Annotated in this window: 21 protein-coding genes; 9 read left to right on the top strand and 12 right to left on the bottom strand. The window is 60.6% G+C overall.

What is annotated here, in order from left to right:
• Nucleotides 1-157: 157 nt before the first annotated feature.
• From hmgA to ABQ278_RS13405, 3 genes are all read right to left on the bottom strand, one after another.
• Nucleotides 158-1,435, bottom strand: a complete 1,278-nt coding sequence (gene hmgA / locus ABQ278_RS13415) for a homogentisate 1,2-dioxygenase (RefSeq protein ID WP_349320041.1) — start codon at nt 1,433-1,435, stop codon at nt 158-160.
• Nucleotides 1,436-1,535: 100 nt separating this feature from the next.
• Nucleotides 1,536-2,579 carry a 4-hydroxyphenylpyruvate dioxygenase gene (hppD, locus tag ABQ278_RS13410; protein ID WP_349320040.1) on the bottom strand — a complete coding sequence of 348 codons (1,044 nt, stop codon included), beginning with the start codon at nt 2,577-2,579 and terminating at the stop codon, nt 1,536-1,538.
• Nucleotides 2,569-3,780 (bottom strand): amino acid aminotransferase, encoded by a 1,212-nt coding sequence (locus tag ABQ278_RS13405; RefSeq protein WP_349320039.1) that lies wholly within the window; start codon nt 3,778-3,780, stop codon nt 2,569-2,571. Before ABQ278_RS13405 ends, hppD begins: the two co-directional genes overlap by 11 nt.
• Nucleotides 3,781-4,014: 234 nt before the next feature.
• Between ABQ278_RS13405 and ABQ278_RS13400 the strand changes: the two genes are divergently transcribed.
• A complete protein-coding gene (locus tag ABQ278_RS13400) occupies nt 4,015-4,698 on the top strand; it encodes a polysaccharide deacetylase family protein (RefSeq protein ID WP_349320038.1) in 684 nt (227 codons plus the stop codon).
• A 26-nt stretch (nt 4,699-4,724) separates the two neighbouring features.
• Nucleotides 4,725-4,937 (top strand): hypothetical protein, encoded by a 213-nt coding sequence (locus ABQ278_RS13395; protein WP_349320037.1) that lies wholly within the window; start codon nt 4,725-4,727, stop codon nt 4,935-4,937.
• Here the strand turns inward: ABQ278_RS13395 and ABQ278_RS13390 are convergent.
• From ABQ278_RS13390 to ABQ278_RS13375, 4 genes are all read right to left on the bottom strand, one after another.
• On the bottom strand, nt 4,934-5,797 hold the full coding sequence (locus ABQ278_RS13390) for an isoaspartyl peptidase/L-asparaginase (protein ID WP_349320036.1): 864 nt from the start codon (nt 5,795-5,797) through the stop codon (nt 4,934-4,936). The two genes, ABQ278_RS13395 and ABQ278_RS13390, sit on opposite strands and share 4 nt — an antisense overlap.
• A 193-nt stretch (nt 5,798-5,990) precedes the next feature.
• Complete coding sequence (locus ABQ278_RS13385; RefSeq protein ID WP_349320035.1) at nt 5,991-7,595, bottom strand: DHA2 family efflux MFS transporter permease subunit; 1,605 nt, start codon at nt 7,593-7,595, stop codon at nt 5,991-5,993.
• Nucleotides 7,596-7,739: 144 nt separating this feature from the next.
• On the bottom strand, nt 7,740-8,897 hold the full coding sequence (locus tag ABQ278_RS13380; RefSeq protein WP_349320034.1) for an HlyD family efflux transporter periplasmic adaptor subunit: 1,158 nt from the start codon (nt 8,895-8,897) through the stop codon (nt 7,740-7,742).
• Nucleotides 8,898-8,921: 24 nt separating this feature from the next.
• Nucleotides 8,922-10,376: an efflux transporter outer membrane subunit gene (locus ABQ278_RS13375; RefSeq protein ID WP_349320033.1), complete on the bottom strand. Its 1,455-nt coding sequence runs from the start codon at nt 10,374-10,376 to the stop codon at nt 8,922-8,924.
• Between the two features lie 168 nt (nt 10,377-10,544).
• On the opposite strand from ABQ278_RS13375, the gene ABQ278_RS13370 reads away from it, so the two are divergent.
• On the top strand, nt 10,545-11,189 hold the full coding sequence (locus tag ABQ278_RS13370) for a TetR/AcrR family transcriptional regulator (RefSeq protein WP_349320032.1): 645 nt from the start codon (nt 10,545-10,547) through the stop codon (nt 11,187-11,189).
• Between the two features lie 73 nt (nt 11,190-11,262).
• On the opposite strand, the gene ABQ278_RS13365 is transcribed toward ABQ278_RS13370, so the two are convergent.
• Nucleotides 11,263-12,828 carry an ATP-binding cassette domain-containing protein gene (locus tag ABQ278_RS13365; RefSeq protein ID WP_349320031.1) on the bottom strand — a complete coding sequence of 522 codons (1,566 nt, stop codon included), beginning with the start codon at nt 12,826-12,828 and terminating at the stop codon, nt 11,263-11,265.
• Nucleotides 12,825-14,507 carry an ATP-binding cassette domain-containing protein gene (locus tag ABQ278_RS13360; RefSeq protein ID WP_349320030.1) on the bottom strand — a complete coding sequence of 561 codons (1,683 nt, stop codon included), beginning with the start codon at nt 14,505-14,507 and terminating at the stop codon, nt 12,825-12,827. The genes ABQ278_RS13365 and ABQ278_RS13360 overlap by 4 nt, the downstream gene beginning before the upstream one ends.
• A 131-nt stretch (nt 14,508-14,638) precedes the next feature.
• Between ABQ278_RS13360 and ABQ278_RS13355 the strand changes: the two genes are divergently transcribed.
• The 3 genes from ABQ278_RS13355 to cydX are packed head-to-tail and all read left to right on the top strand — an operon-like array spanning nt 14,639 to nt 17,575.
• Nucleotides 14,639-16,231, top strand: a complete 1,593-nt coding sequence (locus ABQ278_RS13355) for a cytochrome ubiquinol oxidase subunit I (protein ID WP_349320029.1) — start codon at nt 14,639-14,641, stop codon at nt 16,229-16,231.
• A gap of 12 nt (nt 16,232-16,243) precedes the next feature.
• On the top strand, nt 16,244-17,404 hold the full coding sequence (cydB, locus tag ABQ278_RS13350; RefSeq protein ID WP_349320028.1) for a cytochrome d ubiquinol oxidase subunit II: 1,161 nt from the start codon (nt 16,244-16,246) through the stop codon (nt 17,402-17,404).
• Between the two features lie 48 nt (nt 17,405-17,452).
• Nucleotides 17,453-17,575, top strand: a complete 123-nt coding sequence (gene cydX, locus ABQ278_RS13345; RefSeq protein ID WP_018082178.1) for a cytochrome bd-I oxidase subunit CydX — start codon at nt 17,453-17,455, stop codon at nt 17,573-17,575.
• Nucleotides 17,576-17,699: 124 nt separating this feature from the next.
• Here cydX and ABQ278_RS13340 read toward each other — a convergent pair whose 3' ends face one another.
• Complete coding sequence (locus ABQ278_RS13340; protein ID WP_349320027.1) at nt 17,700-18,845, bottom strand: polysaccharide biosynthesis protein; 1,146 nt, start codon at nt 18,843-18,845, stop codon at nt 17,700-17,702.
• A gap of 220 nt (nt 18,846-19,065) precedes the next feature.
• On the opposite strand from ABQ278_RS13340, the gene ABQ278_RS13335 reads away from it, so the two are divergent.
• The 3 genes from ABQ278_RS13335 to moaC are packed head-to-tail and all read left to right on the top strand — an operon-like array spanning nt 19,066 to nt 20,221.
• Nucleotides 19,066-19,296 carry a MoaD/ThiS family protein gene (locus ABQ278_RS13335; RefSeq protein WP_349320026.1) on the top strand — a complete coding sequence of 77 codons (231 nt, stop codon included), beginning with the start codon at nt 19,066-19,068 and terminating at the stop codon, nt 19,294-19,296.
• Nucleotides 19,297-19,298: 2 nt separating this feature from the next.
• The gene (locus tag ABQ278_RS13330; RefSeq protein ID WP_349320025.1) at nt 19,299-19,763 is read left to right on the top strand and encodes a molybdenum cofactor biosynthesis protein MoaE; all 465 of its coding nucleotides are present in this window, start codon (nt 19,299-19,301) and stop codon (nt 19,761-19,763) included.
• A complete protein-coding gene (moaC, locus tag ABQ278_RS13325; RefSeq protein WP_349320024.1) occupies nt 19,760-20,221 on the top strand; it encodes a cyclic pyranopterin monophosphate synthase MoaC in 462 nt (153 codons plus the stop codon). Before ABQ278_RS13330 ends, moaC begins: the two co-directional genes overlap by 4 nt.
• A gap of 32 nt (nt 20,222-20,253) precedes the next feature.
• Here moaC and ABQ278_RS13320 read toward each other — a convergent pair whose 3' ends face one another.
• Nucleotides 20,254-24,537 carry a translocation/assembly module TamB domain-containing protein gene (locus ABQ278_RS13320; protein ID WP_349320023.1) on the bottom strand — a complete coding sequence of 1,428 codons (4,284 nt, stop codon included), beginning with the start codon at nt 24,535-24,537 and terminating at the stop codon, nt 20,254-20,256.
• 1 nt (nt 24,538) lies between these two features.
• Entirely contained in the window at nt 24,539-26,647 is a 2,109-nt protein-coding gene (locus ABQ278_RS13315) for a BamA/TamA family outer membrane protein (RefSeq protein WP_349320022.1), read from the bottom strand.
• Nucleotides 26,648-26,718 lie beyond the last annotated feature (71 nt).

Below are 26,718 nucleotides of genomic sequence, written 5' to 3'. Positions count from 1 at the left end.
GATTATGCGGGCGCTACCGGGCCCTCGGTGTGCGAAACGACAATAGCGCTATGACGACGCGAAGCGTCAGTTTGCATTTTCACACGATAAGCTGCAACAAACGCGGAAAGGGTGCGGTAGCGCCCGCATAATCTGTGCAATCTGTGGATAAACTTTCTTACTTTTTCGGCAAATCGGCCTTTTTGAAATTGTCCCAGCACTGGTCGTAATCGCTCTGCAACAGTGGTGTTTCCATCGCATGCGTGGTGGGGATAAGGGGCAGGCGTGTCTCGAACATGAAGGCCATGGTGCCGTCGATCTTGTGCGGTTTCAGATCCGCAGCAATCGCGGCTTCAAAACTGGCCTTGTCGGGGCCATGACCGTTCATGCAGTTGTGCAAGGAGGCCCCTCCGGCTGCGAAGCCATCGGCCTTGGCGTCATAGGCGCCAGTGATCAGGCCCATGAATTCGCTCATAATATTGCGGTGGAACCAGGGCGGGCGAAAGGTGTGTTCGGCCACCATCCAGCGCGGCGGGAAGATGACGAAATCGGCATTGGCGGTACCGGGTGTTTCAGACGGCGAGGTCAGGACGGTGAAGATCGACGGATCGGGATGGTCGAAACTGACCGTGTTGATGGTGTTAAAGCGCCTGAGATCATAACGATAGGGCGCCAGATTGCCGTGCCACGCCACGACATCGAGCGGCGAATGATCGGTCCGCGTCGTCCATAGTCTGCCGGCGTATTTTTGCAGCAGTTCATAATCGCCGTCGATATCCTCGAAGGCGGCGACCGGTGTCTCGAAATCGCGTGGGTTGGCCAGTCCGTTGGCGCCGATAGGGCCCAGATGGGGCAGGCGGAAAGGATGGCCGTAGTTTTCCAGAATATAGCCCGCGGCATGGCCTTCAGGCAGGGCAACGCGAAATTTCACGCCACGCGGAATTACGGCGATCTGGAGCGGTCCGACTTTCAGGACGCCCATCTCTGTGAAAATGACCAGCCGACCCGATTGCGGCACGATAAGCCATTCACCATCGGCATTGAAGAAGGCGCAATTCATCGAACGGTTGGCGGCATAGAGGTGGATGGCCACGCCGGTCTGGGCCGTGGCATCGCCATTGCCGGCGTAGGTGATCAGGCCGTCGATGAAATCGACGGGCGCGACGGGTGCGGTCAGCGGTGACCAGCGCAGACGGTTGGGCGTCGGCGCGGCGAAGGTGGGGGCGTCACGATAGGGGATGAAAGGCGCATGGCTGGCTGACGGGCGCAGACGGTAGAGCCACGAACGCCGGTTGTCGTTGCGAGGCGCGGTGAAGGCCGAGCCGGAAAGCTGTTCGGCATAGAGCCCGAAAGGCACGGCCTGAGGTGAGTTTTGCCCGATCGGCAAGGCGCCGGGTATAGCCTCGGTGGAGACATGGTTGCCGAAGCCGGTCATGTACGCAGGGTTTTCTGTCATTGTTGTCTCCCTGTAGAAGCAAAATACCCAGCACCATTGCAGCGCAATGGTCCACCTCCCCGACAAGCGGGGAGGTGCAGATGTTCCTGCGTCTTAAGTCTTAAGCCACCTTGATAACCCCGCGACGGATCTGATCAAGTTCAATCGATTCAAACAGCGCCTGGAAATTGCCATTGCCAAAGCCCTGATTCCCCTTGCGCTGGATAACTTCGAAGAAGATCGGCCCGAAGGTGTTCTCAGTAAAGATCTGCAGCAAAATGCCTTCGCTCTCGACATCGCCATCGATCAGAATGCGGTTGGCCTTAAGGCGTTGCAGATCCTCACCGTGGCCAGGCACGCGCTTATCGATCAGATCGTAATAGGTCTCGATCGTATCCTGGAGCTTCACGCCGCGGGCGCGCAGCATTTCGACCGTATCGTAGATGTTGTCGGTGGTCAGCGCGATATGCTGGATGCCTTCGCCTTTGTACTGGCGCAGGAATTCCTCGATCTGGCTGGTGTCGTCCTGGCTCTCGTTGAGCGGGATGCGGATGGCGCCGTCGGGCGCGATCATGGCTTGCGAGAACAGGCCGGTCGCTTGTCCCTTGATGTTGAAATACTTCTGCTCTTCAAAGCCGAAAATCTGGGCGTAGAAGCTGGACCAGGTACGCATCTGGCCGCGCGCCACATTGTGTGTCAGGTGATCAAGCACTTGGAAACCAACGCTGTTGGCTGCCTCCGCCTCTTCTGCGCCTTCGATGGCGATCCAGTCAGCATAGAGATCGTGGTCGATGAGATAGAGCAGCGATCCGCCGATGCCTTGCAGCACATAGCTGCCGGCTCCGAGCGCGCCTTGGGCGGCATCGTAGGCGACGGCGCCGCTTTTCAGCGCCAGATCATAGGCTTTGGCGGCATCGGTGACGCGGAACCCCATGCCATTGGCCGAAGGGCCATGGTGCGCGGCAAATTCTTTCGCTTGCGGACTGGCTGAGGTGTTGAGCAGGAAGTTGATTGTGCCCTGCTTATAGCGCACGATGTCGCGCTCAGGGTGACACGAAGCGGCGACGAATCCCATCATCTCCAGTTGACGTGCCATGGCGGTGGTGTCGGGGCCTGTGAACTCGACAAACGCGAAACCATTGAGACCTAGAGGATTATCGTTCATGTTGGGCTCCTTGCAGATAGGGTTTCAGCGCAGCGGCGAAGCGCGGCAGGTTGCCCGCTTGCAGACCGGCGATGTTCATGCGACCGTTTTCCACCATGTAGATGCCATGCTTAACGCGCAGGTCGGCCACGGCTTCGCGGTTTAAGGGCAAGAGTGCAAACATGCCGCTTTGCTGCGCCACCGAAGCCAGTTGCGGCACGGCTTTCGCCAGTTCGGCACGCATGGTGTTGAGGCGGGTGCGCATCTGTTCAAGCTCGGTGAGCCAGATTTGCGTCAGGTCGGTCGAATTGAGGATGGTGCGCACAACCGCGGCGCCGTGATCGGGCGGCATCGACCACATGGCGCGCGCGATCAGGATCAGATTACCACGCGCACGCAGGGCGGCGGTGGCGCTGTCGGCCTTGACCCACAAGGCGCCGATGCGTTCGCGGTAAAGGCCGAAATTCTTGGAACAAGACGCGGCGATGATCGCTTCCGGCACGCTGTCGAGCAGGGTGCGCATGGCGTCGGCGTCGGCCTCCATGCCTTGCCCCAAGCCCTGATAGGCGATGTCGATCAGCGGGATCAGGCCCTTGCGGCTAACCAGTTCGCCGATGGTACGCCACTGAGCGGGCGTGAAGTCCGCGCCGGTCGGGTTATGGCAGCAGGCGTGCAGCAACAGCACGTCGCCGGTGCGGGCGCTTTCCAGTGCGGTCATCATCTCATCGAACAGCACGGTCTGCGTGGCCTGATCGAAGAACGGGTGTTCGAGGATGTGCAGACCGGCGGAGCGGATCAGGGCATGGTGATTGATCCAGGTCGGCGTACCCAACCAGACGCACGCTTCCGGATTGGCCTTGTGGATCAGTTCGGCTGCCAGGCGCAGGGCACCTGTGCCGCCGGGCGTCTGTACGCCGCAATAGCGGCTGTCCTCAGCGGTGCCCAAAACTCGTTGCGTCAGCAAGTCTATAAAATGCGCGTCGCCCTCGGCGGCCAGATAGGCCTTGCTGCTTTGCGTCTCGATCAGGTTGCGTTCGGCCATCTTGACGGCCTGCATAACCGGCGTGTGGCCGTTGTCATCGCCATACACGCCAATGCCTAGATCAATCTTGTTGGCCCGCGGATCGTTGCGCAGCAAATGGAGCAAGGTCAGCATGGCGTCGAGCGGCCGATCATCAAGCGCATCGAAAAGATGGGGGCGGGCCAGCAGATGGGAAGGCATGATGGTTTCCAATGTGATGATATCTTGTGAAACTATATGCCTGCCGTCGTGCACTTTCAATTCCAATTTCGTCATTATCCCGAGAAATAATACCTTTTGGGCTGGTCATCCGACGATAAATGACAAAGCTTTTTCGTCTGGATAGCTGATCCTTGCCAAGGTGGCGCTTCCGGAGCATGGTAAGGCTAGCGGCCCCGAACCGTTTCAACGAGCGGGCCTGTTCCGGGAGAGAGTATGAAAAACGCCTTTGTCACCCTTGCCACTATCTGCGCCTTAAATGCGTTTCCCGTATTCGCCGAAGCGCCGAAAGGTTTCGAGGTCGCCATCACGGTCGATGACCTGCCGTCGCATGGCGCGGTGCCGCCGGGCGTCAGCCGGGTCGATGTAGCGCGGGACTATCTGGCGGCGCTCAAGGCGCATAAGGTGTCGGGTGTCTATGGCTTCATCAATGCTATCCATATCAAGGCAGATCCGTCGAGCGCCGAGGTGCTGAAGATGTGGCGCGCGGCGGGTTATCCGCTCGGCAATCATGGCTATAGCCATATGAACATCAATGCCGGCGGGCTTGAGGCCTTCGAAGGCGACCTGATGGGCAATGAGCCCGTCCTGGCCGAGCTGATGAAGGGTGAAGACTGGCGCGTGCTGCGCTTTCCCTTCCTCAATGCCGGCACAGATCCGGCGCTGCACAGTGGCATCATGGACTGGCTGAAAGCGCACAACTACCGCATCGCCGACGTCACCATGAGCTTTAACGACTGGGCCTATACCGACACCTATGCGCGCTGCATGGCCAAGGGCGATGCGGCGACGATTGAAACGATGAAAGCGCAATATATGTTGGGCGTGAAGGCCTCCATTGCGCGGGGGCTGAGCGGTTCGGAAAAGGTTTACGGCCGGCAATTCCGCACGTCCTGCTGATCCACGAAGGCGCCTTTACCGCGCAGATGCTGCCGCAGGTGCTCGATACGTTCGAGGCTGCCGGTGCCCGTTTCGTCACGCTCGATCAGGCACAGAGCGATCCGGCCTATAGCGCGCCGAGCGAGCACCGGGGCGAGCAATTACTGATTGAGCGCACGGCGAAAGAAAAAGGTATCGACATCTGGAAGGATGCCCCCGCCGATGTCGATATCTCTAATCTCGCCAAGCTTTGCGTTTAGAAAGCTTCGGAAACGATCTCGCTGTCGCCTGAGAACCAGGCGCGCTTCATGCCTTGCGAGCGAAAGGGGACGATGACCTCGCCCTTGGCATTGAGGGCGATCAGGCCGCCTTCGCCACCCATATTGACGATTTGCTGTAAGGTGGCGTCGGCGGCTTCGCCGAGCGCCTGTCCGCCGGCGTGGCGGAAGGCCAGTTGCGCTGACGCGTTGACGCGGATGAAGTATTCGCCCTGACCGGTGCAGGACACAGCGGTCTGGCCATCGGCCCAGGTGCCGGCCCCGATGATCGGCGTGTCGCCGACGCGACCGGGCAGTTTACCGAAGACGCCGGCGGTTGAGGTGGCGGCGGCGAGGTGGCCGTAGCTGTCGAGACAGACGCAGCCGACCGTCCCGTGAGCCAATGTGCCAGGCGGGTGGTTGGATTCGAAGCGGCCGGCGCGAGTGAAATACTCGGCCTCGTCGGCGATGGGCTCAAAACCCTGCTCGTGAGCAAAGAGGCCTGCGCCTTCGCCGGCCAGCATAACGTGCGGGGTCTTTTCCATAACGGCGCGCGCCACCAGAACCGGATTGGCGAAACCTTGCAGGGCGGTGACCGCGCCGCAAGCGCGGTCGGCGCCATTCATCAGGCTGGCGTCGAGTTCATAGAAACCGGCAGCGTTGGGCGAGGCGCCTTTGCCCGCGACATAGAGGCCGGAATCTTCAAGCTGGCGGACCACTTCGGTGACGATATCGAAGGCTTTCGCACCATTAAGCAAGCTGTCACGGGCGAATTGCGCTATCTCGCGCATATTGGCGATTTCGACGGAATAGTCGCGGCCGGCCTTGGCACCGGCACCGCCATGCAGGGCGAGAGCGATCATGTGTAGTCTCCGTTAGGTTTGCCACCGGCTATGCCGCGAGGAGACTTTTGATGCAAGAGAAGAAAGGTGATCCACAGATTAAACAGATTAAGATCGGCGCACTTGCGCCGCCAACCTTGTTCAGAAACACGTCGCGAAGGCTTCAGGGACGCAACAGCGCGAACGCGTCTCTTAATCTGTGGATCAACCTGCCTTAATCCGCTGCGTGTGTAACCGGGCCGGTGACCAGGGTCTTGCGGCACAGCCAAACGGCCGGGATCAGCAGGATGATGATGATCGACGAGATGCGAAACAGATCGACCGTAGCCAGAAGGAAGGCCTGCGATGACACCTGCCGAACGATTACACTGATACCTTGAGCGGTGGTCAGGCCGTATTGAGTCGCCTGGTTCAGAGCATCACTCATTGGCTCGCTAAAACCACCCCCGCCCCCAGTATTGCCTGGATTGCCGGGCCCGCCCATAATCTCAGCCAGACGCGTCTGGTGCTGGCTTTCGCTGCGCTCCCAAATAGTGGTCACCAGCGAAGCGGCGAACGAACCGGCGATGATGCGAGCGAAGTTCGACAGGCCGGAGGCGGCCGGCACGCGCTCGGGCGGAATGCCGTTCAGTCCGATGCTGATGAAGGAGATGAAGAAGAAGCTCATCGCCGCACCCATGACGAGGGTGGGCAGCATCAGTTGGAAGAAGCTGGCCTCGGTGGTGTAGAGCGAGCGCATGAAGAAGGACAGGGCGAACAGCACCAGTGATACCGTGCCGAGGATGCGCGCGTCATAACGGTTGAGCATCCGGGCGGCAAACGGCGTCAGGATGACGGCGATTATGCCCGAAGGCGCGGCCACCAGGCCGGCCCAGGTGGCGATATAGCCCATATTGGTTTGCAGCCATAAAGGCATCAAGAGGTTGGCGCCGAAAAAGATGGCGTAGGCCACACAGAGCACCAGCGTACCGAAGGCGAAATTGCGCGTCTTGAAGAAGCTTAAGTCCACCATCGGGTTCTTGTCGTTCAGTTCCCAGATCACCCAGGCGATGAAGGCTATGATGGCGACAAGGGTTTCTACCACGATGGCCGGCGAGTTGAACCAGTCGACGTCCTTGCCGGTGTCGAGCATGACCTGCAGGGCGCCGACCCAGATGACAAGCAGGGCAAAGCCTGTGCGATCGATCGGGCGCTGATAGGTCGGGGTTTCGCGTGAAGCCATGCCACGCCAGCAGAAGAAGGCGCAGAAGGCGCCGACCGGCAGGTTGATGAAGAAGATCCACGGCCACGTGAAGTTATCGGAGATATAGCCCCCCAGAATCGGCCCGCAGATTGGGGCCACCAGCGTCGTCATCGACCAGATCGCCAGGGCTGTGCCGCGTTTATTGGGCGGGAAGATCATCATCAGCAGGGCTTGTGAGCCGGGGATCATCGGGCCAGACACCGCGCCTTGCAGGATGCGGAAGAAGATCAGCGAGTTGATGTTCCAGGCGATGCCGCAAAGGAAGGAGGCGATGGTGAACAAAAGCACCGAGGCGGTGAAGGTCTTCACCACACCGTATCGCCCCATCAGCCAGCCGGTGAGGGGCACGGATATGCCGTTGGATACCGCGAACGAGGTGATGACCCAGGTGCCTTGCGAGGTCGAGACGCCGAGATCGCCGGCGATGGTCGGCACCGACACGTTCGCGATGGTGCCGTCGAGCACCTGCATGAAGGTGCCGAGCGCCAGGGCTAGTGCGGTGATGGCCAGCAGGCTGCCGGTCATGGGCGCGGGAAAGGCGGGTGCACCCGTGGCGGGCGCAGCGGAGGAGGACATAGTGGAGCCTCTAAAAAGAAGAGCGGCCCCTCACCCCAACCCTCTCCCCGTAAACGGGGCGAGGGGGCCTGACGGTGCTAATAGCCCCCTCTCCCTGCGAGAGCGGGGAGAGGGTTGGGGGGAGGGGCATTCAACCGTACTGATTTACTTACGTGTATCGATTTCGGCATCCATCGAGAGGCCAACGCGCAAGGGGTGCGCGGCCAGTTCCTTCGGATCGAGGTCGATGCGGACAGGCAGGCGCTGGACCACCTTGATCCAGTTGCCCGAAGCGTTCTGGGCCGGGATCAGCGAGAAGGCCGAACCCGTACCACCGGAAATACCGCGGACCGTGCCGTGATAGGTGACGCTCTTGCCATACAGGTCGGAATGCAGCTCAACCGTCTGGCCAGGGATGACCTTCCTGAGCTGGCCTTCCTTGAAGTTGGCGTCGACATAGGCGCGTGCGGTTGGCACGACGGTCATCAGGGGTGTGCCGACGGCGACCTGCTGGCCGACCTGGACGGCCTTCCGGGCGACGATGCCATCGGTGGGTGCGCGCACTACGGTGCGTTCGAGCGCCAGATTGGCGGCGTCGAGTTTGGCTTGGGCTGCCAGTACTTCGGGGTTTTGGTCAGCGCTGGCGCCGGTGAACTGCGCCGCATTGGTGGCGCGCTGGCCGCCCGCGGCCTGAACGCCGGCCACGGCCGAGGCGCGGTTGGCGACGGCGGTGTTGTAGGCGGCCTGGGCCTGGGTATAGGCGTTCTGGGCTGTGGTCAGTTCTTCCTGCGACACGGCGCCGGATTGAGCCAGGTTTTGTCGGCGGGTCAGTTCGGTCTTGGCGTTATCGAGCCCCGATTGCGCCGAAGCGATCATGGCGGTGGCGCGGGCCACCTCGGCCTGACTGGCGCCGACCTGACCGGCGAGGGCTTCGTCGCTGGCATAATAGCCTTGCACATGGCGCTGCGCCAAAGCGAGGGCGGCCTTGGCCTGCGCCACGGCGATCTTCGCGTCGGCGTCATCAATGGTGAGCAGCACGTCGCCGGCCTTCACCACCTGTGTTTCCGAAACGACGATCGTGGCCACCGGTCCGGAGACCAGAGCATTGACCTGCGCCGTGTCGGTGCCGACATAGGCGTTGTCGGTCGAGACGTAATGCGAGGCGACGAGGCCGTAATAGGCGCCATAGGTGACAGCGCCGATGACGACGGCGATGCCGAGATAGGTCAGCAGGCGTTTGCGATTGGCGTCGCCTGTGGCGGTGGCCACAGGCTTGGGGGCGGAAGACTGAACCTTGTCAGTGGCTTGGGCGGTATCGGGCATGTGCAAATCTCTGTTTTTAAGAGCTTAATTCGTGGAGGTGTCGGTATTGCCCGCATAGGTCCCGCCAAGGGACTTGATCAGGGCGACGTCAAGGGTCAGGGCGCGGCTGCGCAGGTCGGCGACGACACGGCGCTGGTTAAGCAGGCTTTGCTCGGCCACCAGCAGGGTGGTGTAATCCGACAGGCCGCCATCATAGCGCAGCTTCGACAGGCTATAGGCCTTTTCGTAAGCGGTCAGGGCCTGCTCGGAATTGTCGAGCCTTGATTTCAGCGCCTTCTGGCTGGTCAGGGTGTCGGCTACCTGCTGCATGGCGACGAGGACATCCTGATTGTAGCTGGCGATGGCCAGAGCGTGTTCGGATTCGGCCGATTTGAGATTGGCCTTCAGCGCACCGCCATCAAACAGGGGCAGGCTGATGGCCGGGCCGACCTGGCCGATATCTGAGCCGGAAGAGAACAGCTTGTTAAGGCCTAAGGCTTGTCCGCCGACATAGGCGGCCAGGTTGATATTGGGGTAGAAGGCGGCGTGGGCTTGCTTGATATGGGCCGAAGCGGCCTCGGCGCGCCAGCGGGCGGCGATGACGTCAGGACGGCGGCCGATCAGGTTGAGATCGATGCGCTCCGGCACGGCGCCGAAGGCCTCAGGGGTGGCGGCGAGGGCAGGGCGCTTGAGCGTGGCGGCGAAATCGGGTGCGGCGCCGGTCAGCATGGCGATCAGGTGCTTGTTGAGATCGATCTGCTCATCTAGCGCGTCGAGATCGGCCTGCGCAGCATAGATGCCTGCTCTGGCCTGTTCGTTCTGGGCCTGGTTGCTGACACCGTTATCGAGCTTTTGCTGCACCAGATGGGCGCTGTCCTGACGGATGGCGACGGCACGCTCGGCCAGATCGCGTTCCTGATACAGGCGGTCAAGCTCGATATAGGCATTGGCAATGGCGGTGGAAAGCACCAGTCGGGCCTGGGCAGCATCGGCGGCGGCGGCCTGAGCGTTGGTGCTGGCGGCGGCGATAGCTGCGCGGTTTTTACCCCAGAAATCCAGTTCCCAGTTGAAGCTCAGCGTGGCCTGACCATAGTCCTTATAGCCCTGCGGCACGGCTTCCTTTGGGAAGAGGTAGTTGTAGCTCTGCTTGCCTTCATAGGCGGTGGCGTTAAGCCCGACCTGCGGAGCGCTGCTGGCGCGGAATTGTGACACGGCGGCCTGGGCCTGATTGAGACGTGCCTCGGCCATGGCCAAAGAGGGCGAATTGTTGAAGGCCTGAGTGAGCAGGGTCTGCAATTGGGCGTCGCCAAGCCCTTTCCACCATAATTCTCCGTTCACGGAATCGATGGGGTTGACCTTCTTGGCCTGGCTGGGCTCAGATGCGAATGGCGCACTCTGCGGGATCGTGGTGCAGGCGCTCAAGGCAACAGCCGCCAGCAAGGCGGTGATGGCGACTGCGCTGCGTGGCTTTAATGAAGAGGAGGAACGGTCATGTATCATTATACGTCTCTGAATACGTCTTTAGGGTGGAGGCCCTTGAAATAACCGTACGGTATGGTCATTTCTTGTGGACACATAGTCCTATGCGCTGTATATGTCAACTGACCATACAGTACGGTTCTTAATTATTTCCGCAGAGCAAAACGAGAGGTTACAGGCGTACAGACCATGGATACCAAGCTGACCAAGACGATTGAGGGCAAAGGCCGTATGAGCGGTGAGGGGCGCCGCGAAGCAATTCTCGATGTTGCGTCTGAGATATTCCTGACCGAAGGCTATGCCAGCGCGTCGATGTCCTCGATCGCTGCCAGGCTCGGTGGCTCAAAGGGTACGCTCTATAACTACTTCAAGAGCAAAGAAGAGTTGTTCCTGGCCTATGTGCAGCGTACCTGCGCCCAGCATCGCGGTAATATTGCTGCCCTGCTGATCGGGGATGGCGATGCCCGCACCGTACTGACCGCTTTTGGCAAGGGCTATCTGCGCGCCTTTACCGCAGAACAGATCCTGCAAAACTGGCGTGTCATTTCTGCGGAAAGCTCCAAATCACCCGCTATCGGCCGCGAGTTCTATGAAAGTGGCCCTATGCAAGGAGCGCGTATGCTGGCCGATTACATGCAAAAGGCCAAGGATCGCGGTGAATTGACCATGCCGGACGTTATGGTGGCGGCGCATCAGTTCACCTCGCTGATCCATGGTCGCATGATCAAGGCGCGCCTGCTCAACTTTATCCCGGTGCCAACGGATGCCGAGATCGCGGCCGAGGTTGAGGCGGCAATCTTTGTCTTTTTCGCCGCTTACGGTGCGAAGGCTTAGAGCGCTTTCCGAAAAGTGTGACGCACTTTTCGGAAAGCGCGTCATAACAAAAAAAATCAGATCGGAACACGCTCTAAACCGACAGGATATGGTCCGTCAAAACGCGCGGCCCTTCGCGGTGACTGATCAGTATCAGGCCCTGCCGCTTTTCAGACAGATGCTTCGCCAGATTTCCGACCACTTGAGCTTCGGTGGCAAGGTCGAGCCCTTCGGTCGGTTCATCAAGAATAAGGATCGGCGCCTCGCGCAGCAGGCTGCGCGCGAGAGCGAGGCGTTTGCGCTCGCCACCCGAAAGCGTGACGCCACCATCGCCGATCCAGGTATCGAGGCCTTTTGGCAAGGCCTTTACACGGTTAGACAGGCAGGCGACTTCCAATGCGCCGAAAAGAGCCGTTTCTCGCGCGGCTTGGCTCAAGCCTTTCAGGGCTTCGTCGGAAAAGGCCATCAGCAGGTTGTCGCGGATCGTGCCGGTGATCAGGCCGGCGTCCTGCGGACAGAGTGAAAACTGATCCCGGCTTGAGTGAACCTCCAGACCTTCCACTTTTTGCAATCCCATCAAGGTCTCGATCAGGCGCGTCTTGCCACTGCCGGAGGGGCCGTCGATGCGCAGGCGCAAGGTGCTGTCGAGCCTGATCGTTTCCCCCTTGAAGCTGAAAGCCGGCGTCTCAAACCCAAGCGGGGCAGAAACCTGCGGCTGGTCGTAGATGTCGGCGACGCGCACGCGAGCCTGATCGAATCCGTCCTTCTGCGCTATAGCCTTGATCAGGATGCCGAGACTCTCAAAGCCCATGCTGGCGGCCAGGATCGCCAGCGCCATATGCGCCAGAGGCTGGCCCAGGGCAGCCATGGCGACGCAGGCGAGGGCGAGCCCGGTCAACCCTGTGGTCCAGGCGTTGCTGAGCGCATCCTTGCCGATAACGCGGGTGCGGGCCTCGACCAAGGCGGTCTCCAGCGTCTCTAGCTCCATCAGCAGAGGCTTGCGCAGATCATAGGCGCGGATATCCGGCAGTAAGGTCATCAGGGCGAAGAAGCGCGCCTTCACCGCGCCCATGGCCGCCTGTTCCGAAGCGCTGTTATCGTTGATGCGGCGGTGTATCCATATACTGCCGGCCAGGGCAATGGCCATGAAGACGAGCAGAACAAGGGCGCCCCATAGTCCGGCCAGCGCGGTCAAGATCAGGGCCGTCACCATACCGGCAAGGCCGGCGATGGGCGCGCTCTGCATCACCAGCGCGTTTTCGAGGGCGCTGACGTCCTGAATAAAGCGGCTGGAGGCTTCGCCGCGGCTTAAGCGCAAGGTTATTTCAGGCTGCGCGTTGATCACGCGCGTCAGCAAGGCCGGGCGCAGATCGGCCATGGCCCGGAGCGCCGCCGAGTGGCCGGTATAACGCTCACCATAGCGCAGGATGGTGCGGGTAATGGCGAAGAAGCGAATGGCGGCGCTCGGCAACAGGTAGTTAAAGCCCTGCGCCAGAAGAACGCCGCCAGCCCCGGCCACGGCCGCTCCGGTCAGGAACCAGCCGGAAATCCCCAGCAGGCTGACAGCGGAAATACTGACACCTGCCGCAAAGACGGCCGTGAGAAACAGGCGAGAGCCGTAGGTCGTTTTGAGGGTTTTGAAGAAATCGGCGAAGGTCATGTGATATCCACCACGAGGTCGGCGAGGGCGCAAAGCTTTGGCGAATGGCTGGAAAGAATGACGGTGCGGCCCTCGAACAGCGCCGGCAGCAAACGGATCAGGTCATCTTCGGCGGCTGAGTTGAGATCGGCGGTGGGTTCATCGAGCAGAAGGATCGGCGCATCTTTCAAGGCGGCGCGGGCGAGGCCAAGTTTGCGCCTTTCGCCACCGGACAGGCCGGAGCCGCGTTCGTTGAGATCGTGCAGCAGCGCCTTGTCGCGCGTGGTGACCAACCCTTCCAGATGAAAGTCTGTGATGGCCTGCGCGATATCGGCCTCCGTTGCGGCACGATTGGCCAAGGTCAGGTTGTCGGCGAGGGTACCGGAGAGTATGGGTGGATTTTGCGATACCCAGGCGATACTGGCGCTGATATCGCCTGCGCTTTCACCCTTGATCAGGATGTCGCCGGAGATTTTGTGCCCATAGCCAAATAACAGGCGCAGAAGCGTCGTCTTGCCCGAACCTGTCGGCCCGCGCAGGGCGATAACCTGACCCGGACGGGCGGTAAAGCTGACCGGCCCGATGCGGAAATCGGGATCGTCGGCAAAGCCACAGATCACATCCTGATAGATGATTTCCGGCGCGCTGATAAGCGGCGCGGCAGGTGTGGTTTCCGGCAGAATGTCTAACGCGATAAGCCTTTGCGTCGCGGCCATGGCCGTTTGTCGATCGTGATAGGCGGCGGCTAAGCGGCGCATCGGCGCATATACCTCGGGCGCCAGGGCCAGAACGAAGAAGGCGGCCGGAAAGGTCAGGATTTCCGGCGAATGGAAGGGCAGTTCGCCGAGCAGATAAAAGCCACAATAGATGGCGATGAGGGCCACGCTGAGCGCGCTGAAAAATTCGAGCACGGCTGAGGTCACGAAAGCCACCTTCAGCACCCGCAGCGTCCGTTCGGCAACATCGCGCGCGGCATGGCTGACGCTGCGCACCTGACGCGGCCCCGCATCGAAACTGAGGATCAGCGGCAAAGCCTTGATGCGATCGACGAACAGGTTGGACAGTCGGGACAGGGCCTCGAGCTGACGTTTCGACGCGTCGGCGCTGGTCATGCCGAGGATCGCCATCAGTGCGACAAACGGAAGCAGGGTGAGCAGCAAAATACCAGCGCTGACCGGACTGACCACCGCCAACAGGGCAAGCAGGCCCAGTGGCAGGACGCGCGCCTGAAGCTCGCTCTGGCTGAACCGGGCATAGTAGCCTTCGAGCGCCTCGCTGTCTTCAAACAGGGCGTTGAGGCGCGACTGATGCTCAGCGGAGTCGATCCGCCCGGCCAGGGCCTTGCCCATGATATCGAGGCGGATATGCCGGATGATGCTGCGCGCCGCTTTCAGGCTAAGCTTCTGGTTTATAAGGCCTATACCAGCGCGGACAGCTAGCGCTGCCACCGTGACGAGAAGCGCCGGCAACAGGGTGCTGAGTGTCTCGGGGTGGCCGAACAGGTCGCTGACCATATGGCTGAGGCCCCAGGCAAAAGCGGCGATGCAAAGGCCTTCCGCCAGACCCAGCCAGCCGGTGAGGCGCAGGGTTTTCGTCTCTGCTTTGGCCCATGCCCGTAACTGTCTCCGCAGCTTGATCGGGCTGTCACCGGTATCGGCTGCGGCGTCAGGGTGCGACATCTTGGATGTTGTGCGGCGCAAAATTAAGCCTTATTATTTATATGGTTTTAGCTGTGCCATTTCCCTTTTGAGTTGAGAAAAGGCATTGCTAAGCGTGAATTTTAGGCGTCTTCATCACCAGAGACGCGAAGTTTTTTAATCGGGGACGACTGATGGACCTCAGTACCGTAGAACTCTCAAGGCTGCAATTCGCCTTGACTGCCATGTATCACTTTCTCTTCGTACCGCTCACCCTTGGTCTCAGCTTCATGCTGGTGATCATGGAAAGCGTGTATGTCCTTACGCGCAAGGAAATCTGGCGCACAATCACCCGCTTCTGGGGGCTTTTGTTCGGAATCAATTTCGTTCTGGGTGTGGCAACTGGCCTCACCATGGAATTCGAGTTCGGCATGAACTGGTCGTATTACTCGCACTATGTCGGCGATATTTTCGGCGCGCCTCTGGCGATCGAGGGCTTAATGGCCTTCTTCCTGGAAGCCACCTTTGTCGGCCTGATGTTCTTCGGCTGGGAAAAACTATCCCGACCGGCGCACCTGATGGTGACCTTTATGGTCGCGCTCGGCACCAATCTGTCGGCCCTGTGGATTCTTGTCGCCAATGGCTGGATGCAGCACCCTGCAGGGGCTGAATTCAATCCGGCCACCATGCGGATGGAGGTCACCAACTTCATGGAGGTTCTGTTCAATCCGGTGGCGCAGGCCAAGTTCGTCCACACTGTCAGTGCCGGCTACGTGCTGGCAGCGGTCTTCGTAATGGGGGTTTCGGCCATCTATCTCTGGAATAACAAATGGACCAGCGTCGCCAAGCGCTCCATGGCCGTAGCTGCCGCTTTCGGCCTGGTGTCTTCGCTGTCGGTTGTCGTGCTGGGTGATGAATCCGGCTACGCCCTGACCGATAACCAGCGGATGAAACTCGCCGCACTCGAATCCATGTGGCACACAGAAAAGGCTCCGGCTGGCATCTCGGTGTTCGGTATCCCCAATGTGAAAGAACAGCGCACCGATTTTGACGTCAAGATCCCCTATGTGCTGGGCCTGATCGCCACGCGCAGCGTCGATCAACCGGTCATCGGCATCCTTGACCTGACCGATAAAGCCGAGGAGCGCATCCGTTCGGGTATCATCGCCTATGACGGGGTCGAGAAGCTGAAGTCCAATCCTGAAGATCTGGCAGCCCGCGCGCTTTTCGAGGCTCATAAGTCCGATCTCGGTTACGCCTTGCTGCTTAAGAAATATGTTGCTGACCCGCGGATGGCCACCAATCAGATGATTGTGCAGGCTTCGCTCGACACCATCCCCAATGTGCCGGTGATGTTCTGGAGCTTCCGCGTCATGGCTGGTCTGGGCTTTGCCTTTATCCTTCTGTTCGCCACCGCCTTCCTGATGGTGACGTTCGAGAAGCACAATAACCGACTGTTCCTGCTGGCCTGTATTATCGCCATTCCCTTTCCCTGGATCGCCATCGAAGCAGGCTGGGTATTGGCTGAAATCGGCCGTCAGCCCTGGGCGGTGGACGGTGTGCTGCCGACTTTCCTGGGCGCATCCAGCCTGACCAAGGGACAGATATGGAGCACGATTGTCGGCTTCACCCTGGTCTACGGCATCATGGCGGTTATCGAGATCAATCTGATGATCCACGCCATCAAAAAGGGACCGTATCAGGCCAAGTTCGGCCGGATGCACGATGATCCCGAAGTCAGCCCCACCGATGACCCCGCCATGCCCGTTGTCGGCCCCGCGGAATAAGGAGTTACACCAATGGAATTACCTCTCGACTACATGACCCTCAGGGTTATCTGGTGGGGCCTGGTCGGCGTGCTGCTGATAGGTTTCGCCATCATGGACGGCTTCGACATGGGGGTGGCGGCCCTGCTGCCCTTCGTAGCCAAGAACGACTCCGAGCGCCGCGCCGTCATCAACACGGTGGGTGCCACATGGGAAGGCAATCAGGTGTGGTTCATCCTGGGGGGCGGCGCCATCTTCGCGGCATGGCCCTTCGTTTACGCCGTCAGCTTCTCCGGTTTCTACCTCGCCATGTTTCTGGTTCTGACGGCCCTCATCCTGCGTCCCGTCGGCTTCAAGTATCGCTCGAAGCGTCCGGGCAAGGCTTGGCGTCGCAACTGGGACTGGGCGCTGTTCGCCGGTGGCTTCATTCCAGCCCTCGTCTTCGGCGTGGCCATTGGCAACGTGCTGCAAGGTGCGCCCTTCAGTTTCGATAGCGATCTGCGCGCCACCTATCATGACATGTTCCTCGGTGGCCTGCTTGGCTTGTTCTCTCCCTTCACCGTCCTATGCGGTCTGACCTCCGTGGCCATGCTGGTGCTGCAAGGTTCGACCTGGCTTGGCCTCAAGCTGGAAAAAGGCATTGTACGTGAACGGGCCTTGCGCTTTGGCCTCTTCGCCGCCCTGGCAGTGATTCTGCTCTTCGCTGCCGGTTATGTGTTCGTCCGCTTCTCCGGCCTGGGCTTCAGCGTCGTGGGTTCGGTCAGCGCCGGCGCGCCGTCCAATCCGATCCATACCGAAGTGGTGCCGGCCGCTGGTGCCTGGCTTAACAACTTCGCCAAGTATCCCTGGATGTGGGCGGCTCCTGTGCTGGGTTTTGTCGGTCCCCTTATCGCTATAGCCGGACAACGTCTGCGCAGCGACTGGCTGGCCTTCAGTGGCTCTTCCCTGGCGATCGTTGGCATTATCGGCACCGTTGGCTGCTCAATGTTCCCGATCATCCTGCCCAGCACCGTGGACGCACACTCCAGCCTGCTGGTCTGGAACGCCTCCAGTTCGCACCTGACCTTGTTCATCATGCTGCTGGTGACGCTGGTCTTCCTGCCGATCGTGCTGTTCTACACCGCATGGGTCTACAAGGTGCTGTTTGGCCGGATCAAAACAGAAGACCTGCGCACCAATCCCGATCTTTATTAATCAAACAGGGGAGGCTCCAGCTTCCCCACGCATCACAGGACTAAGCACATGTGGTATTTTTCTTGGATCTTAGGCGTCGGCCTGGCCGTCGCTGTCGGCGCTCTCAATGGCATCTGGTATGAATTCCATACGACGGATGATCCCGACGCTGAAGATCCCTACATCGACTAGCGACATTTCAGGCTGGCTTTCCCCCGCGCCACCTGAATGCTGAGCCGGCCTGATCCTGTCAGGCCGGCTTTTTCATGCCCGCCTGCCTAGCAGTCTGTCGGATTTGGCTAAATCCGACAGACTGCTAGGCGCGCAGGGAATTGACCAGATTGAAGACCATGGTCTTGGCCGGCGCGTCGTGGCCTTCCTGTGCCAGCGCATAAAGGGTCTGCATCACCTCATCGGGAACCGGTGCCACATGCACCTGATTGACCACCTCGAAAATCCCCGGCAGCACCAGTTCACGCACTTCGTTGTCGTCCACCAGTGCCTCGGTGATTTTCTCGCCTTCGCGTAAGCCTGTGAAGGTGATCTTGATATCCTTATCGGGCTTGAGGCCGTAGAGCCTGATCATCCGCGTCGCCAGATCCATGATCTTGACCGGCTTGCCCATCTCAAGGATGTAAAGGCCGGACTTGTGATCCGGCGTCTTCGCATTGTTCATGGCGGCGGTGAGCACAAGCTGAACCGCCTCGAAAATGGTCATGAAATAGCGCTCGACGTCGCGGTCGGTGAGGGTGATTGGGCCGCCGCGCTCGATCTGTGACTTGAATAGCGGAACCACGGAGCCGGTCGAACCCAGCACATTACCAAAGCGCACGACGCAGGCCTGATGAGTGTCGGAAATCTGCGTGCGGATCAGATGTTCGGCCAGCCGCTTGGTGGCGCCCATCAGCGATGACGGCGCCACGGCCTTGTCCGACGAGATCAGCACCAGTTGCTTGACGCCTGCGGCCTTGGCCGCGTCGATGACATATTGCGTACCGAGCACATTGGTCAGCACGCTCTCGCTCGGATTCAGCTCGACCATCGGCACATGCTTGAGGGCGGCGGCATGGAAGATGACGTCGGGTTTCTGCTGTGCGACCAGTGCGGCGATGCGTTCCTTGCGGCGCACACTGCACAGGAACGGACGCGCCCGTTCGCCGGCTCCGTTGTTGGGAAATTCGAGCTTGATGGCGCGGTCGATTTCATAGAGCGCCAGTTCGGAGTGATCGATCAGGCTGACGTGCTCGGCGCCAAGCGCCAGCACCTGTTTACAGATTTCCGAACCGATCGAGCCGCCGGCGCCGGTCACCAGAATACGCTTTCCGCTGTAAAAGCCTTTCAGGCCATCGGTATCAAGCTGGACCTGAGGACGATGCAGCAGCACCTTGAACGACGCGGGATCGCTCGGGTCTGGCAGGGGTATGGTGCCGTTTTTCTTACCAAAGGAGGACAGCCGGGTCATAAACCGAAGCAGTCGATAGTTCAAACTCATGGATGTCCCTGGCGCCTAATTAAAACTGGAGCGCCGTGACGATTAGGATTATCGCTCGACGCTGCATACTGACAGTGCGTATTGAGCTTGTTATGATCGTTTTATCAAGGCCATAACAAGCGAGTGGATCAATTTTATGCAACCTGACGCATAAGTCTGTGCATGAAGTGGCGAATATGAGGCGCGGGCGATGATCGACGTACTATTTTTTGGGCGTGTGGCCGATGCGCTGGGGCAGCGTCGGACGCTGATCGACCTGCCTGCCGAGGGCCTAAGCCTGCTCAGTTTGCGCGCACGCCTGTTTATCGGCGATGACGATTCGAAAGTGCTGATGAGCGTCAATCAGGTCATCCAGAGCGGTGACCAGGCTTTGCGGAATGGCGACGAAGTGGCCTTTTTCTCCGTGTTTTCAGGCGGATGATCATGGCGGATATAGATGTAAAACTCCTGCCTGAGACGCTTGATCCTGTTCACGAGCATGCGGCGTTTCTGGCGTGTTTCGGGCACCTTGGCGCGGTGACCGCCTTTACGGGTGTGGTGCGTGCAGCGGCGAAGGACGCAATCGTCGATTACCTTTATCTCGACTGGTATCCCGGTATGACCGAGGCGTCTATGACGGCTATTGCCGAGATGGCGGCTGAGCGGTTCGACGTCGCGGCGCTGGTGATCCGACACCGTTGCGCCGAGGTGAAATCCGGCCAGCCGGTGGTGTTTGTGGCGGCGGCGTCAGCGCACCGGCGGGCAGCTTTTGAGGCGGTGGACTATATGATGGACCGGCTGAAATCGGAGGCGGCGCTGTGGAAGCGCGAAGTCGGCCCCGAGATTGACCGCTGGATCGAACCGACCGGCAAGGACGCCGAAGATTTGCAACGCTGGAGTAAGCCATGAGCCTGTCGCACCTCGATGACGCCGGACGCGCCCGTATGGTCGATGTGTCGGATAAGGCCGTGACGGCGCGTGTAGCCAAGGCGCAAGGGAAGCTGGTCTGCGCGGCTGAGACGTTGGCGCTGGTACTCGAAGGGCGTACGCCGAAAGGCGCGGTGATATCCACCGCCGAACTGGCTGGCATCATGGCCGCCAAGCAGACCTCCAACCTGATTCCGCTATGTCATCCTCTGGCGCTGAGCAAGGTGGCGGTGGTGATTGCGGTTAATCATGATCTGCCGGGTTTCGACATCAGGGCCGAGGTCAAAACGACCTCGCAGACCGGCGTAGAGATGGAGGCCCTGACGGCGGTCAGCGTGGCCGGACTGACGCTTTATGATATGCTCAAGGCGGTCGACAAGACTATGCGGCTCGAAGGTATCGAGGTCACGGCCAAGAGCGGCGGAAAGTCGGATTGGTAGCTGTTACCAGTCCGCACAGGGGAGAACCTGCGCTAGTAGTCCTTTGAATATCTGAGGCTCGCCGCAGTGCCGGCATTGCCGGTTTGCGACAGAATACTCAAGCTGCGCGACAGGGCGATCTCAAGCTGTGTGGCCATGAATCCCTTGGTATCGGTCACGATCTCGACATAGACATTGTTGGTCAGGTACTTGCCCGCTGCCAGAGACGTGCCGCGGCCGGTCGTGGTATCGGCGCCGACGATGCGCAGGCGGTCGATGCCGGTGGCGGACTGAAGCGCGCCGAGGGGATTGAGATAATCCTTGCCGCCATTGAGGCCGTTGACCGCCGAGGCCAGTTGCAGCGCTTCGGTAGCCGAGATGTTGGCGACGCTTTCGCCGAACAGCATCCGTGACAGGATTTCATCCTGCGGCAGGCTGGGTGTGGAGGAGAAGGCGATATCCGGACGCTGCGCTGAGCCTGTCACCTTGATGGTGCCCTTGATATCCTGCAGATCGGCGCTGGCGCTAAGACTAATTTCCGGATCGGTGACGGGGCCGCCATCGAAGGTGATGGTGCCGGAATCGATGTCGAACGAGCGACCGGCAAAGGTGTAGTTGCCACGTACGACCTTCATTTCACCAACAATGCGCGGATCGCGCGTGGTGCCGTTGATGCGCAGGCGCGCCGACCATTCCGAAGCCAGCCCCATGCCCGAAACAAAAATCTGGTTGTCGGCGCGGGCTTGGATATCCAGCCGCCAGAGGGCGGGCAGGGTGTCGGCCGTCGCTACGGCATTGGCGTTTTCACCCTTTCGGCGCACGCCATCGAGTACAGCGACCTCAGATGCGGTCTGCTTAAGAATGGTATATCTGAGTTGCGGCAGGCGCAGATTGCCCTTGATCAGCGCTCCATCCGTCTCGTTGTTGGTGATGTCGAGCGTGCCGGAAACCGTCGAGTTGATCGCTTGACTGCGCGCCAGGCGGGCATTGCTGAGATCGACATGAACCATCATCGGGAACTTCTGCGCGGCGGCCAGACTGACCCAGCCATTGCCTTTGACCGTGCCTTCGCCGGCGTGCCCGGAGAAGCTGGTCAATTCGAGGCGGTCATTGGTGAACTTGCCATCGAGCGCGATGCTGGTGATGCGCGTGCCGAAATCCTCGTTGTCATAGGTCAGGCTGGTGGCCTTGATAACGCCGTTGAGGCGTGGATTGCTGAGTTGGCCGGAGACGTCGGCGGCGATGGCGATGGCGCCGGATAGCTGCTGGCGCGGCATACCGGTCAGCGAGAACAGCACCCCCGACGGGCCGTTATAGCGCACGCCGCCACTGATCTGCGCGGCGTTGATATCGGCGATCCAGTCCCCGCCGGCGGCAGGCGACAAGGCGATCTGGGCGCGGCCTACCGCACTGTTGCCTTGCCGGATCAGGGCATGGACATAGTTGTTGGTCGGGCTGCGGTCCGGATCGAGGCGGGCATCGAGCACAATATCGACCAGCGATGACACCACGGCAGCGCTGGCGCGTGAGAAGCGGCTGATCTTGAGGTTGGCGCGGGCGGTCGGAAAGGCATTGCCTGCCTGGCTGAAATCGACGGCGCCGGTGACCGTACCGGTCAGGCCCAGATCCTGCTGTATGAGATTGGCCAGCGACAGGTCGAGACTATTGAGACGGGCGTGCGCTTTGAGGGTATCGCCAAAACGACCGGACAGGTCGATGCTGCCCTGTGACAGCACGACCTTGACCGGCGCCAGCACCCAGTCATCGCCGCTTTTCTTGATGACCGCCGGATGATCGAGAAGGAAGGGCAGGTCGTTGGCCTTGCCTTGCGCCGCGAAGGTATAGACGTTCGGCGCAAGGGTGCCGTTGATGGCGATGTTGAACGGCACGTCCTTCTTGCCGGTGGCGACGGCCTGTACCGTGCCGCGTTCGCCGGTCATGGCCACCTTGGCGCGGCCGGTGGCCAGAACCAGATCCTGATAGCGCATATCAGCCATCTGGACATCGGCAGTGAGCTGCATCTGGTCGTGCAGCACGATATTGGCGGCGATGATGGCGCGGCCGATATGGATTTTCATGTCACCGGGAATATTGACGTCATTGCCCGTGGCTTTGACCACAGCGGCCTGATCACCCCCCTGACTGGTCAGGTCCGCCGTGCCCTTGAGGCCGGAGCCGCTGATCGCCAGCGTGCCGGTGAAGGGACCTGAAGACTCTTGCGTCAACAGGCCGGAAGCGTCGATGCCGGCGAAGGTCGCCTTTTGTATATCGATGCGCAGGGGCGAACCGGTCATGACCAGGGCATCGGCGTTGAAAGGACCATAGGCCGTGCCGCCATCGGCGAGCAGGGCGAAGCCTTCCGGCGTGCTGGAAAGGTGCGCCGTGACATCGACCATCTTGACGCCAAGGCCGGGGTGGGCGGCCTTGATGACGGCGTTGGGGTGATCGAGCGTGCCCGAGGCCACGGCTTCGAGCGGGCCATAGTCGAGCGAATTGGCCCTGGCGTTCAGGTTGATCGCGCCGTTTTTCGTCAGGGTGCCTGAGGCGCCGATCAGGGTGAATTTCGGCGCCTTGCCGGTCAGGTTGGTCAGGGCCACCGCACCGTTTTCGCTGCAGGCATAACCGCCGGAAAGCTTGGCATTGCCACCCAGGACGCCTTGCAGGCTGTCGCTGAGCTTCGTCGTCTGGGCATTGGCGTTGCCCTTGACGCTGACCCGGCCATGATTGAGTCCCACATGGGCGGTGGTCGATAGATTGACCGTTCCGACGCCTTCGACCGGGTAAGCGTTGAGGTTCGCCTTCACATCGGCGGCGAACAGGCTTTTGCCAAGATCGCCGGTCAGGGTGGTGGTCGCCTTGATGCGGTCGGAGGTGACGCGGATCGTATTGCTGGAGAGCTTGCCGTCCTCCAGACGGACCTCGCCATCAAGTTTCAGATGCGTCAGCAGCGGATCTACCTGAGAGGCGATCCCGGTCAGTGAGGTCAGTTCGGCCTTGACCGGCACGATGACGCCGGTTTCGGTCATGCGGCTGCGGCCCTTGGCGGCAAAGCCGGTGAGCTTTATGCCCGCCAAATCGAAGCGCTTGGCGGCAAGGTCATAATCAATACGTGGCGTCTTGAAATCACCATCAACCAGCAGATCAGCGTGCAGGTCAGACGCCGTGAAATCCTTGCCCAGAACGTCCGGCTTGAGCAGGCGGGCATGCAGTTCGAGTTTGCGGAAATGGTTCGAGGCGAGATCGACTACGCCCTTGGCGTCTATGCGCAGAGCGTCGGTGGAGAGCGCCACCACGCTGTCGAGCGCGCGGTTTTTCAGGGTTGTGGTCAGATCGACCTGCACGGCCGGGCGCAGCAGAGCCACGCTGTCGCCGGTCAGGATCTGGTCGGGATGGGCAGTGCCCGTGACGTGGAAGACGCCGCTTTGCGCCACCACACCGAGATCGAGCAGGTTATCAGGGCCGAAATTGGCCACCGCGCGGCCATTCCACTGTTTCCAGGTGCCCTTGCCGCCCAGATTGGCGGTGAAAGCCTTGTCGAACTTGAGCAGGGTGGCGGCGATGCCCGTGGCCGGTGCGTCGAGATCGGCCATGATATCGAGCTGATTGGTATTTGGCGCGGCATCGACCACAAGCTTGAGGTGATCGCCTTTCTCACTGAGCGCCAGGGCGTCGATCTTGATGCGCTGGCGCTTGAGGTGCGCCTGACCGTTGAGCACAATCGTATGCGCTTCACCCATGACCGCCTTGTCGAGCACCAAAGCATCGATGCGCAGGCGGTTGATATCTATATCGAGGTCAGGCAGCAGCGGACCATCGCTTTTGGGCGTATCGCTCGGATTGAGCACCGGCTGGCGCAGGACTTCGATCTTCGGCGTCGAGACATCGCGGATATCGACGTGCTTGTTGAGATAGCCGAAGGGGCGCCAGTCAAGGTGGATTGCCGGGCTCTGGATGAAGGTACCCTTGAGGTCCTTCACCTTGACGTCATGCAGGGTCATTTCGCCGTAAAGCGAGCCGTCGATGTCGCCGATCTCGATCTGCAGACCGGAATTGAGCTTGATGCCGGTGGCCAGTTCGATCAGCAGACGGCGGCCCGGCGGCGTGTTCAGCCCGGCCAGAAGCGCGCCGATCAGGACGGTGAAACCTAACAGGATAAAGGCGATATTGCGCGCCACGCGTGACCAGCTAATGTCGCGCCAATCAAGGGACTTGCGCGGTTGTTTCGGTGCGGGCGCGGGCGTTTCGGGTTCGGGCGCAAAATCGGGCTCAGTCTGAGGCAAGCCTTCCGGCGCGACAAAATCAACAGGCGGCTTCGGTGTGCGGGGTTTACGAGCCATCCTAGAACGCCTGCCCGATGCCGACATAGAGCGCGATCAAGGGCTCGCCGGCTTCCTTGTTACGTTTGACCGGCGTGGCGATATCGATGCGGATCGGCCCGAAATTGGTGTACATGCGCGCACCAATGCCGACGCCCACGCGCAGGTCCTTGAAGGACGGCGTGGTCGAGGTATAGGCCTGGCCTATATCGATAAAGGGCACGATGCCGAGATCACCGAAGCGGTAACGGTATTCGACCGAGGCTTCAAAAAAACTCAGGCCACCGGTCGGGTCGAGCGTATCGTCCTTCGGGCCAAGCTGCTGATAGCCATAGCCGCGCACCGATCCGCCGCCACCGGCATAGAGGCGGCGTGACGGGGCGATATCTTCAAGATTGCCGCCGACTACAAAGCCAAGACGGGTGCGGGCGGCGATGACCGCCTTGGCGCCCATGGGGTGATAATAGCTGGCGTCCAGTATGGTGCGGACGCTCGAACCACCGCCCGACAGCGATATCTGCGGCGTCACCTCCGCTGAGGCGCGGTAGCCGGTAGCCGGGTTAAGCAGGCTGTCGGAGCGGTCATAGGCCAGCTTGGTCGGCAAGGCGGCGACATAGAAGCTGTCGGCTTCGCCCAGGAAGTCCTTCAGACCGCTGGTCGCTTCCTTCGAGGCGGTGATGTCGAAGCCGTAGGACCAGGTCCAGACCTTTTGCCACAAGGGTGTCGAGACGCGCGACACCAGACCGGAGAACCCGACTGTATAGGCCTCGTAGCTATCATAGACATTATGTCCGGCGCTGGCGCTGAGCTGGAAGGTGCGATCGCGCTTCTTGGCATTGGAGCGACGGAAGGTCGTGGTCAGGTCTTGCGTCTTGGTGCCGAGCGCGCCGGTGACGATCAGGGCGCCTTCTGGCGGGAAGAGGTTGCGGTTCTGCCAGCTTGCCGTGGCGGTGAAGCCTTCGCCGGTGCCGTAACCGACTTCGGCGGCCAGGGTGCGGGCGGGGCCTTTTTGCTGGTGGACGAGCAGATCGACATATTCGGTGCCGTCCTCGCCAAAGGTGCCGGTGGCGACCGGCTCGACTGCCACGCTGCGGAACAGGCCGGTGGCGACGAGCGCCTCACGCAGGTCATCGACCTGGCGGTTGTCGTAAAGATCGCCCTTCCTGAAGCGGGTCATGACCGCGACGTGATCGGCGCCAAAGGCTTCGCTACCCTCGGACTTGAAGCCGCCGAAGCGTGAGCGATTTCCGGTGTCGACCTCGAGCGTGTAATCGCCGGTCAGTTTGGCGCCATCGAGCAGGATATCGCGCGTACCGACCTTGGAGAAAGGATAGCCGCTCTGTTGCATGACCACGCTGACATTGGCCTCGGCTGCCAGCACCTGGGTGGCGATGATCTGGTCACCGGTTTTGAGCGGCAGGGCGTTGCGAATCAAGTCGGGCGGGAGGGTCGGGTTGGCATTGGCCATAATCAGGCCAAAGCGATAGGCGGGGCCGGGCACCACGGTGATGTGCGCCTGAACCGTGGCGTTGGGCAGGCTGGTGCCGCTCTTGTCGGTCGGGGTGGTGATGGTGGTGGTGACCGTGCCGTCGTAATAGCCTTCCGATTTCAGCAGGCGGAGGATCAGGGCCTCGTCCTCGGTGGCGCGGGCGCGCACCATGGTGACATTCACCGCCTTGCCCTTACCCGATTGCAGCGAGCTCAGCTTCTTGAACTCATCGTTGAGAGCGACCTCATGCAGGCCATCGACCACGGTGGCGTAACGGATTTCCGGCAGCACGTCTTCGGTAACGAGCGCGGTATTGGGCTGGACATCGTAACCTGCCAGAGCCGGCAGAGGGGCATCGAGTTCGGTGTCTTCGGTCGCGGTGACGGGGGGCAGGGCGTCCTCCGGCGTCTCGGTCGCGATCGTCGTATCCGGTGTCGGCGCGTCTGGCGCGGGGGCGGCTTCCGTCTGAACGGGCAGGGCAGGGGCTACGGTCTCTTCAAGCGGCGGCAGGGCGACGTCGAAATCAGCATCATTGATAATGGGGGTATCTTCGGGCGCGCTTTGGGCGGTGGGTGTCGCTGACGGCACGGTTTGCGCCTGCACAGGGACGCACATCAGCAGGGCGACAACCGACACGGTCACTGGCAACGTGATGAGCGCAGCACACAACTTTGGTGCAGATCTGGCTTTGGAAATCAGAATAGGACATGCCC

The organism is Asticcacaulis sp. MM231, assembly GCF_964186625.1.
Classification (GTDB): domain Bacteria; phylum Pseudomonadota; class Alphaproteobacteria; order Caulobacterales; family Caulobacteraceae; genus Asticcacaulis.
Note: the sequence above shows the minus strand (reverse complement) of the source record. Positions and strands in the feature narration are given on the sequence as shown.

Excerpts from the sequence above, each read along its gene's own strand:
- hmgA (WP_349320041.1), bottom strand. The coding sequence starts at position 1,435 with ATGACAGAAAACCCTGCGTACATGACCGGCTTCGGCAACCATGTCTCC.
- hppD (WP_349320040.1), bottom strand. The coding sequence starts at position 2,579 with ATGAACGATAATCCTCTAGGTCTCAATGGTTTCGCGTTTGTCGAGTTC.
- ABQ278_RS13405 (WP_349320039.1), bottom strand. The coding sequence starts at position 3,780 with ATGCCTTCCCATCTGCTGGCCCGCCCCCATCTTTTCGATGCGCTTGAT.
- ABQ278_RS13400 (WP_349320038.1), top strand. The coding sequence starts at position 4,015 with ATGAAAAACGCCTTTGTCACCCTTGCCACTATCTGCGCCTTAAATGCG.
- ABQ278_RS13395 (WP_349320037.1), top strand. The coding sequence starts at position 4,725 with ATGCTGCCGCAGGTGCTCGATACGTTCGAGGCTGCCGGTGCCCGTTTC.
- ABQ278_RS13390 (WP_349320036.1), bottom strand. The coding sequence starts at position 5,797 with ATGATCGCTCTCGCCCTGCATGGCGGTGCCGGTGCCAAGGCCGGCCGC.
- ABQ278_RS13385 (WP_349320035.1), bottom strand. The coding sequence starts at position 7,595 with ATGTCCTCCTCCGCTGCGCCCGCCACGGGTGCACCCGCCTTTCCCGCG.
- ABQ278_RS13380 (WP_349320034.1), bottom strand. The coding sequence starts at position 8,897 with ATGCCCGATACCGCCCAAGCCACTGACAAGGTTCAGTCTTCCGCCCCC.
- ABQ278_RS13375 (WP_349320033.1), bottom strand. The coding sequence starts at position 10,376 with ATGATACATGACCGTTCCTCCTCTTCATTAAAGCCACGCAGCGCAGTC.
- ABQ278_RS13370 (WP_349320032.1), top strand. The coding sequence starts at position 10,545 with ATGGATACCAAGCTGACCAAGACGATTGAGGGCAAAGGCCGTATGAGC.
- ABQ278_RS13365 (WP_349320031.1), bottom strand. The coding sequence starts at position 12,828 with ATGACCTTCGCCGATTTCTTCAAAACCCTCAAAACGACCTACGGCTCT.
- ABQ278_RS13355 (WP_349320029.1), top strand. The coding sequence starts at position 14,639 with ATGGACCTCAGTACCGTAGAACTCTCAAGGCTGCAATTCGCCTTGACT.
- cydB (WP_349320028.1), top strand. The coding sequence starts at position 16,244 with ATGGAATTACCTCTCGACTACATGACCCTCAGGGTTATCTGGTGGGGC.
- cydX (WP_018082178.1), top strand. The coding sequence starts at position 17,453 with ATGTGGTATTTTTCTTGGATCTTAGGCGTCGGCCTGGCCGTCGCTGTC.
- ABQ278_RS13340 (WP_349320027.1), bottom strand. The coding sequence starts at position 18,845 with ATGACCCGGCTGTCCTCCTTTGGTAAGAAAAACGGCACCATACCCCTG.
- ABQ278_RS13335 (WP_349320026.1), top strand. The coding sequence starts at position 19,066 with ATGATCGACGTACTATTTTTTGGGCGTGTGGCCGATGCGCTGGGGCAG.
- ABQ278_RS13330 (WP_349320025.1), top strand. The coding sequence starts at position 19,299 with ATGGCGGATATAGATGTAAAACTCCTGCCTGAGACGCTTGATCCTGTT.
- moaC (WP_349320024.1), top strand. The coding sequence starts at position 19,760 with ATGAGCCTGTCGCACCTCGATGACGCCGGACGCGCCCGTATGGTCGAT.
- ABQ278_RS13320 (WP_349320023.1), bottom strand. The coding sequence starts at position 24,537 with ATGGCTCGTAAACCCCGCACACCGAAGCCGCCTGTTGATTTTGTCGCG.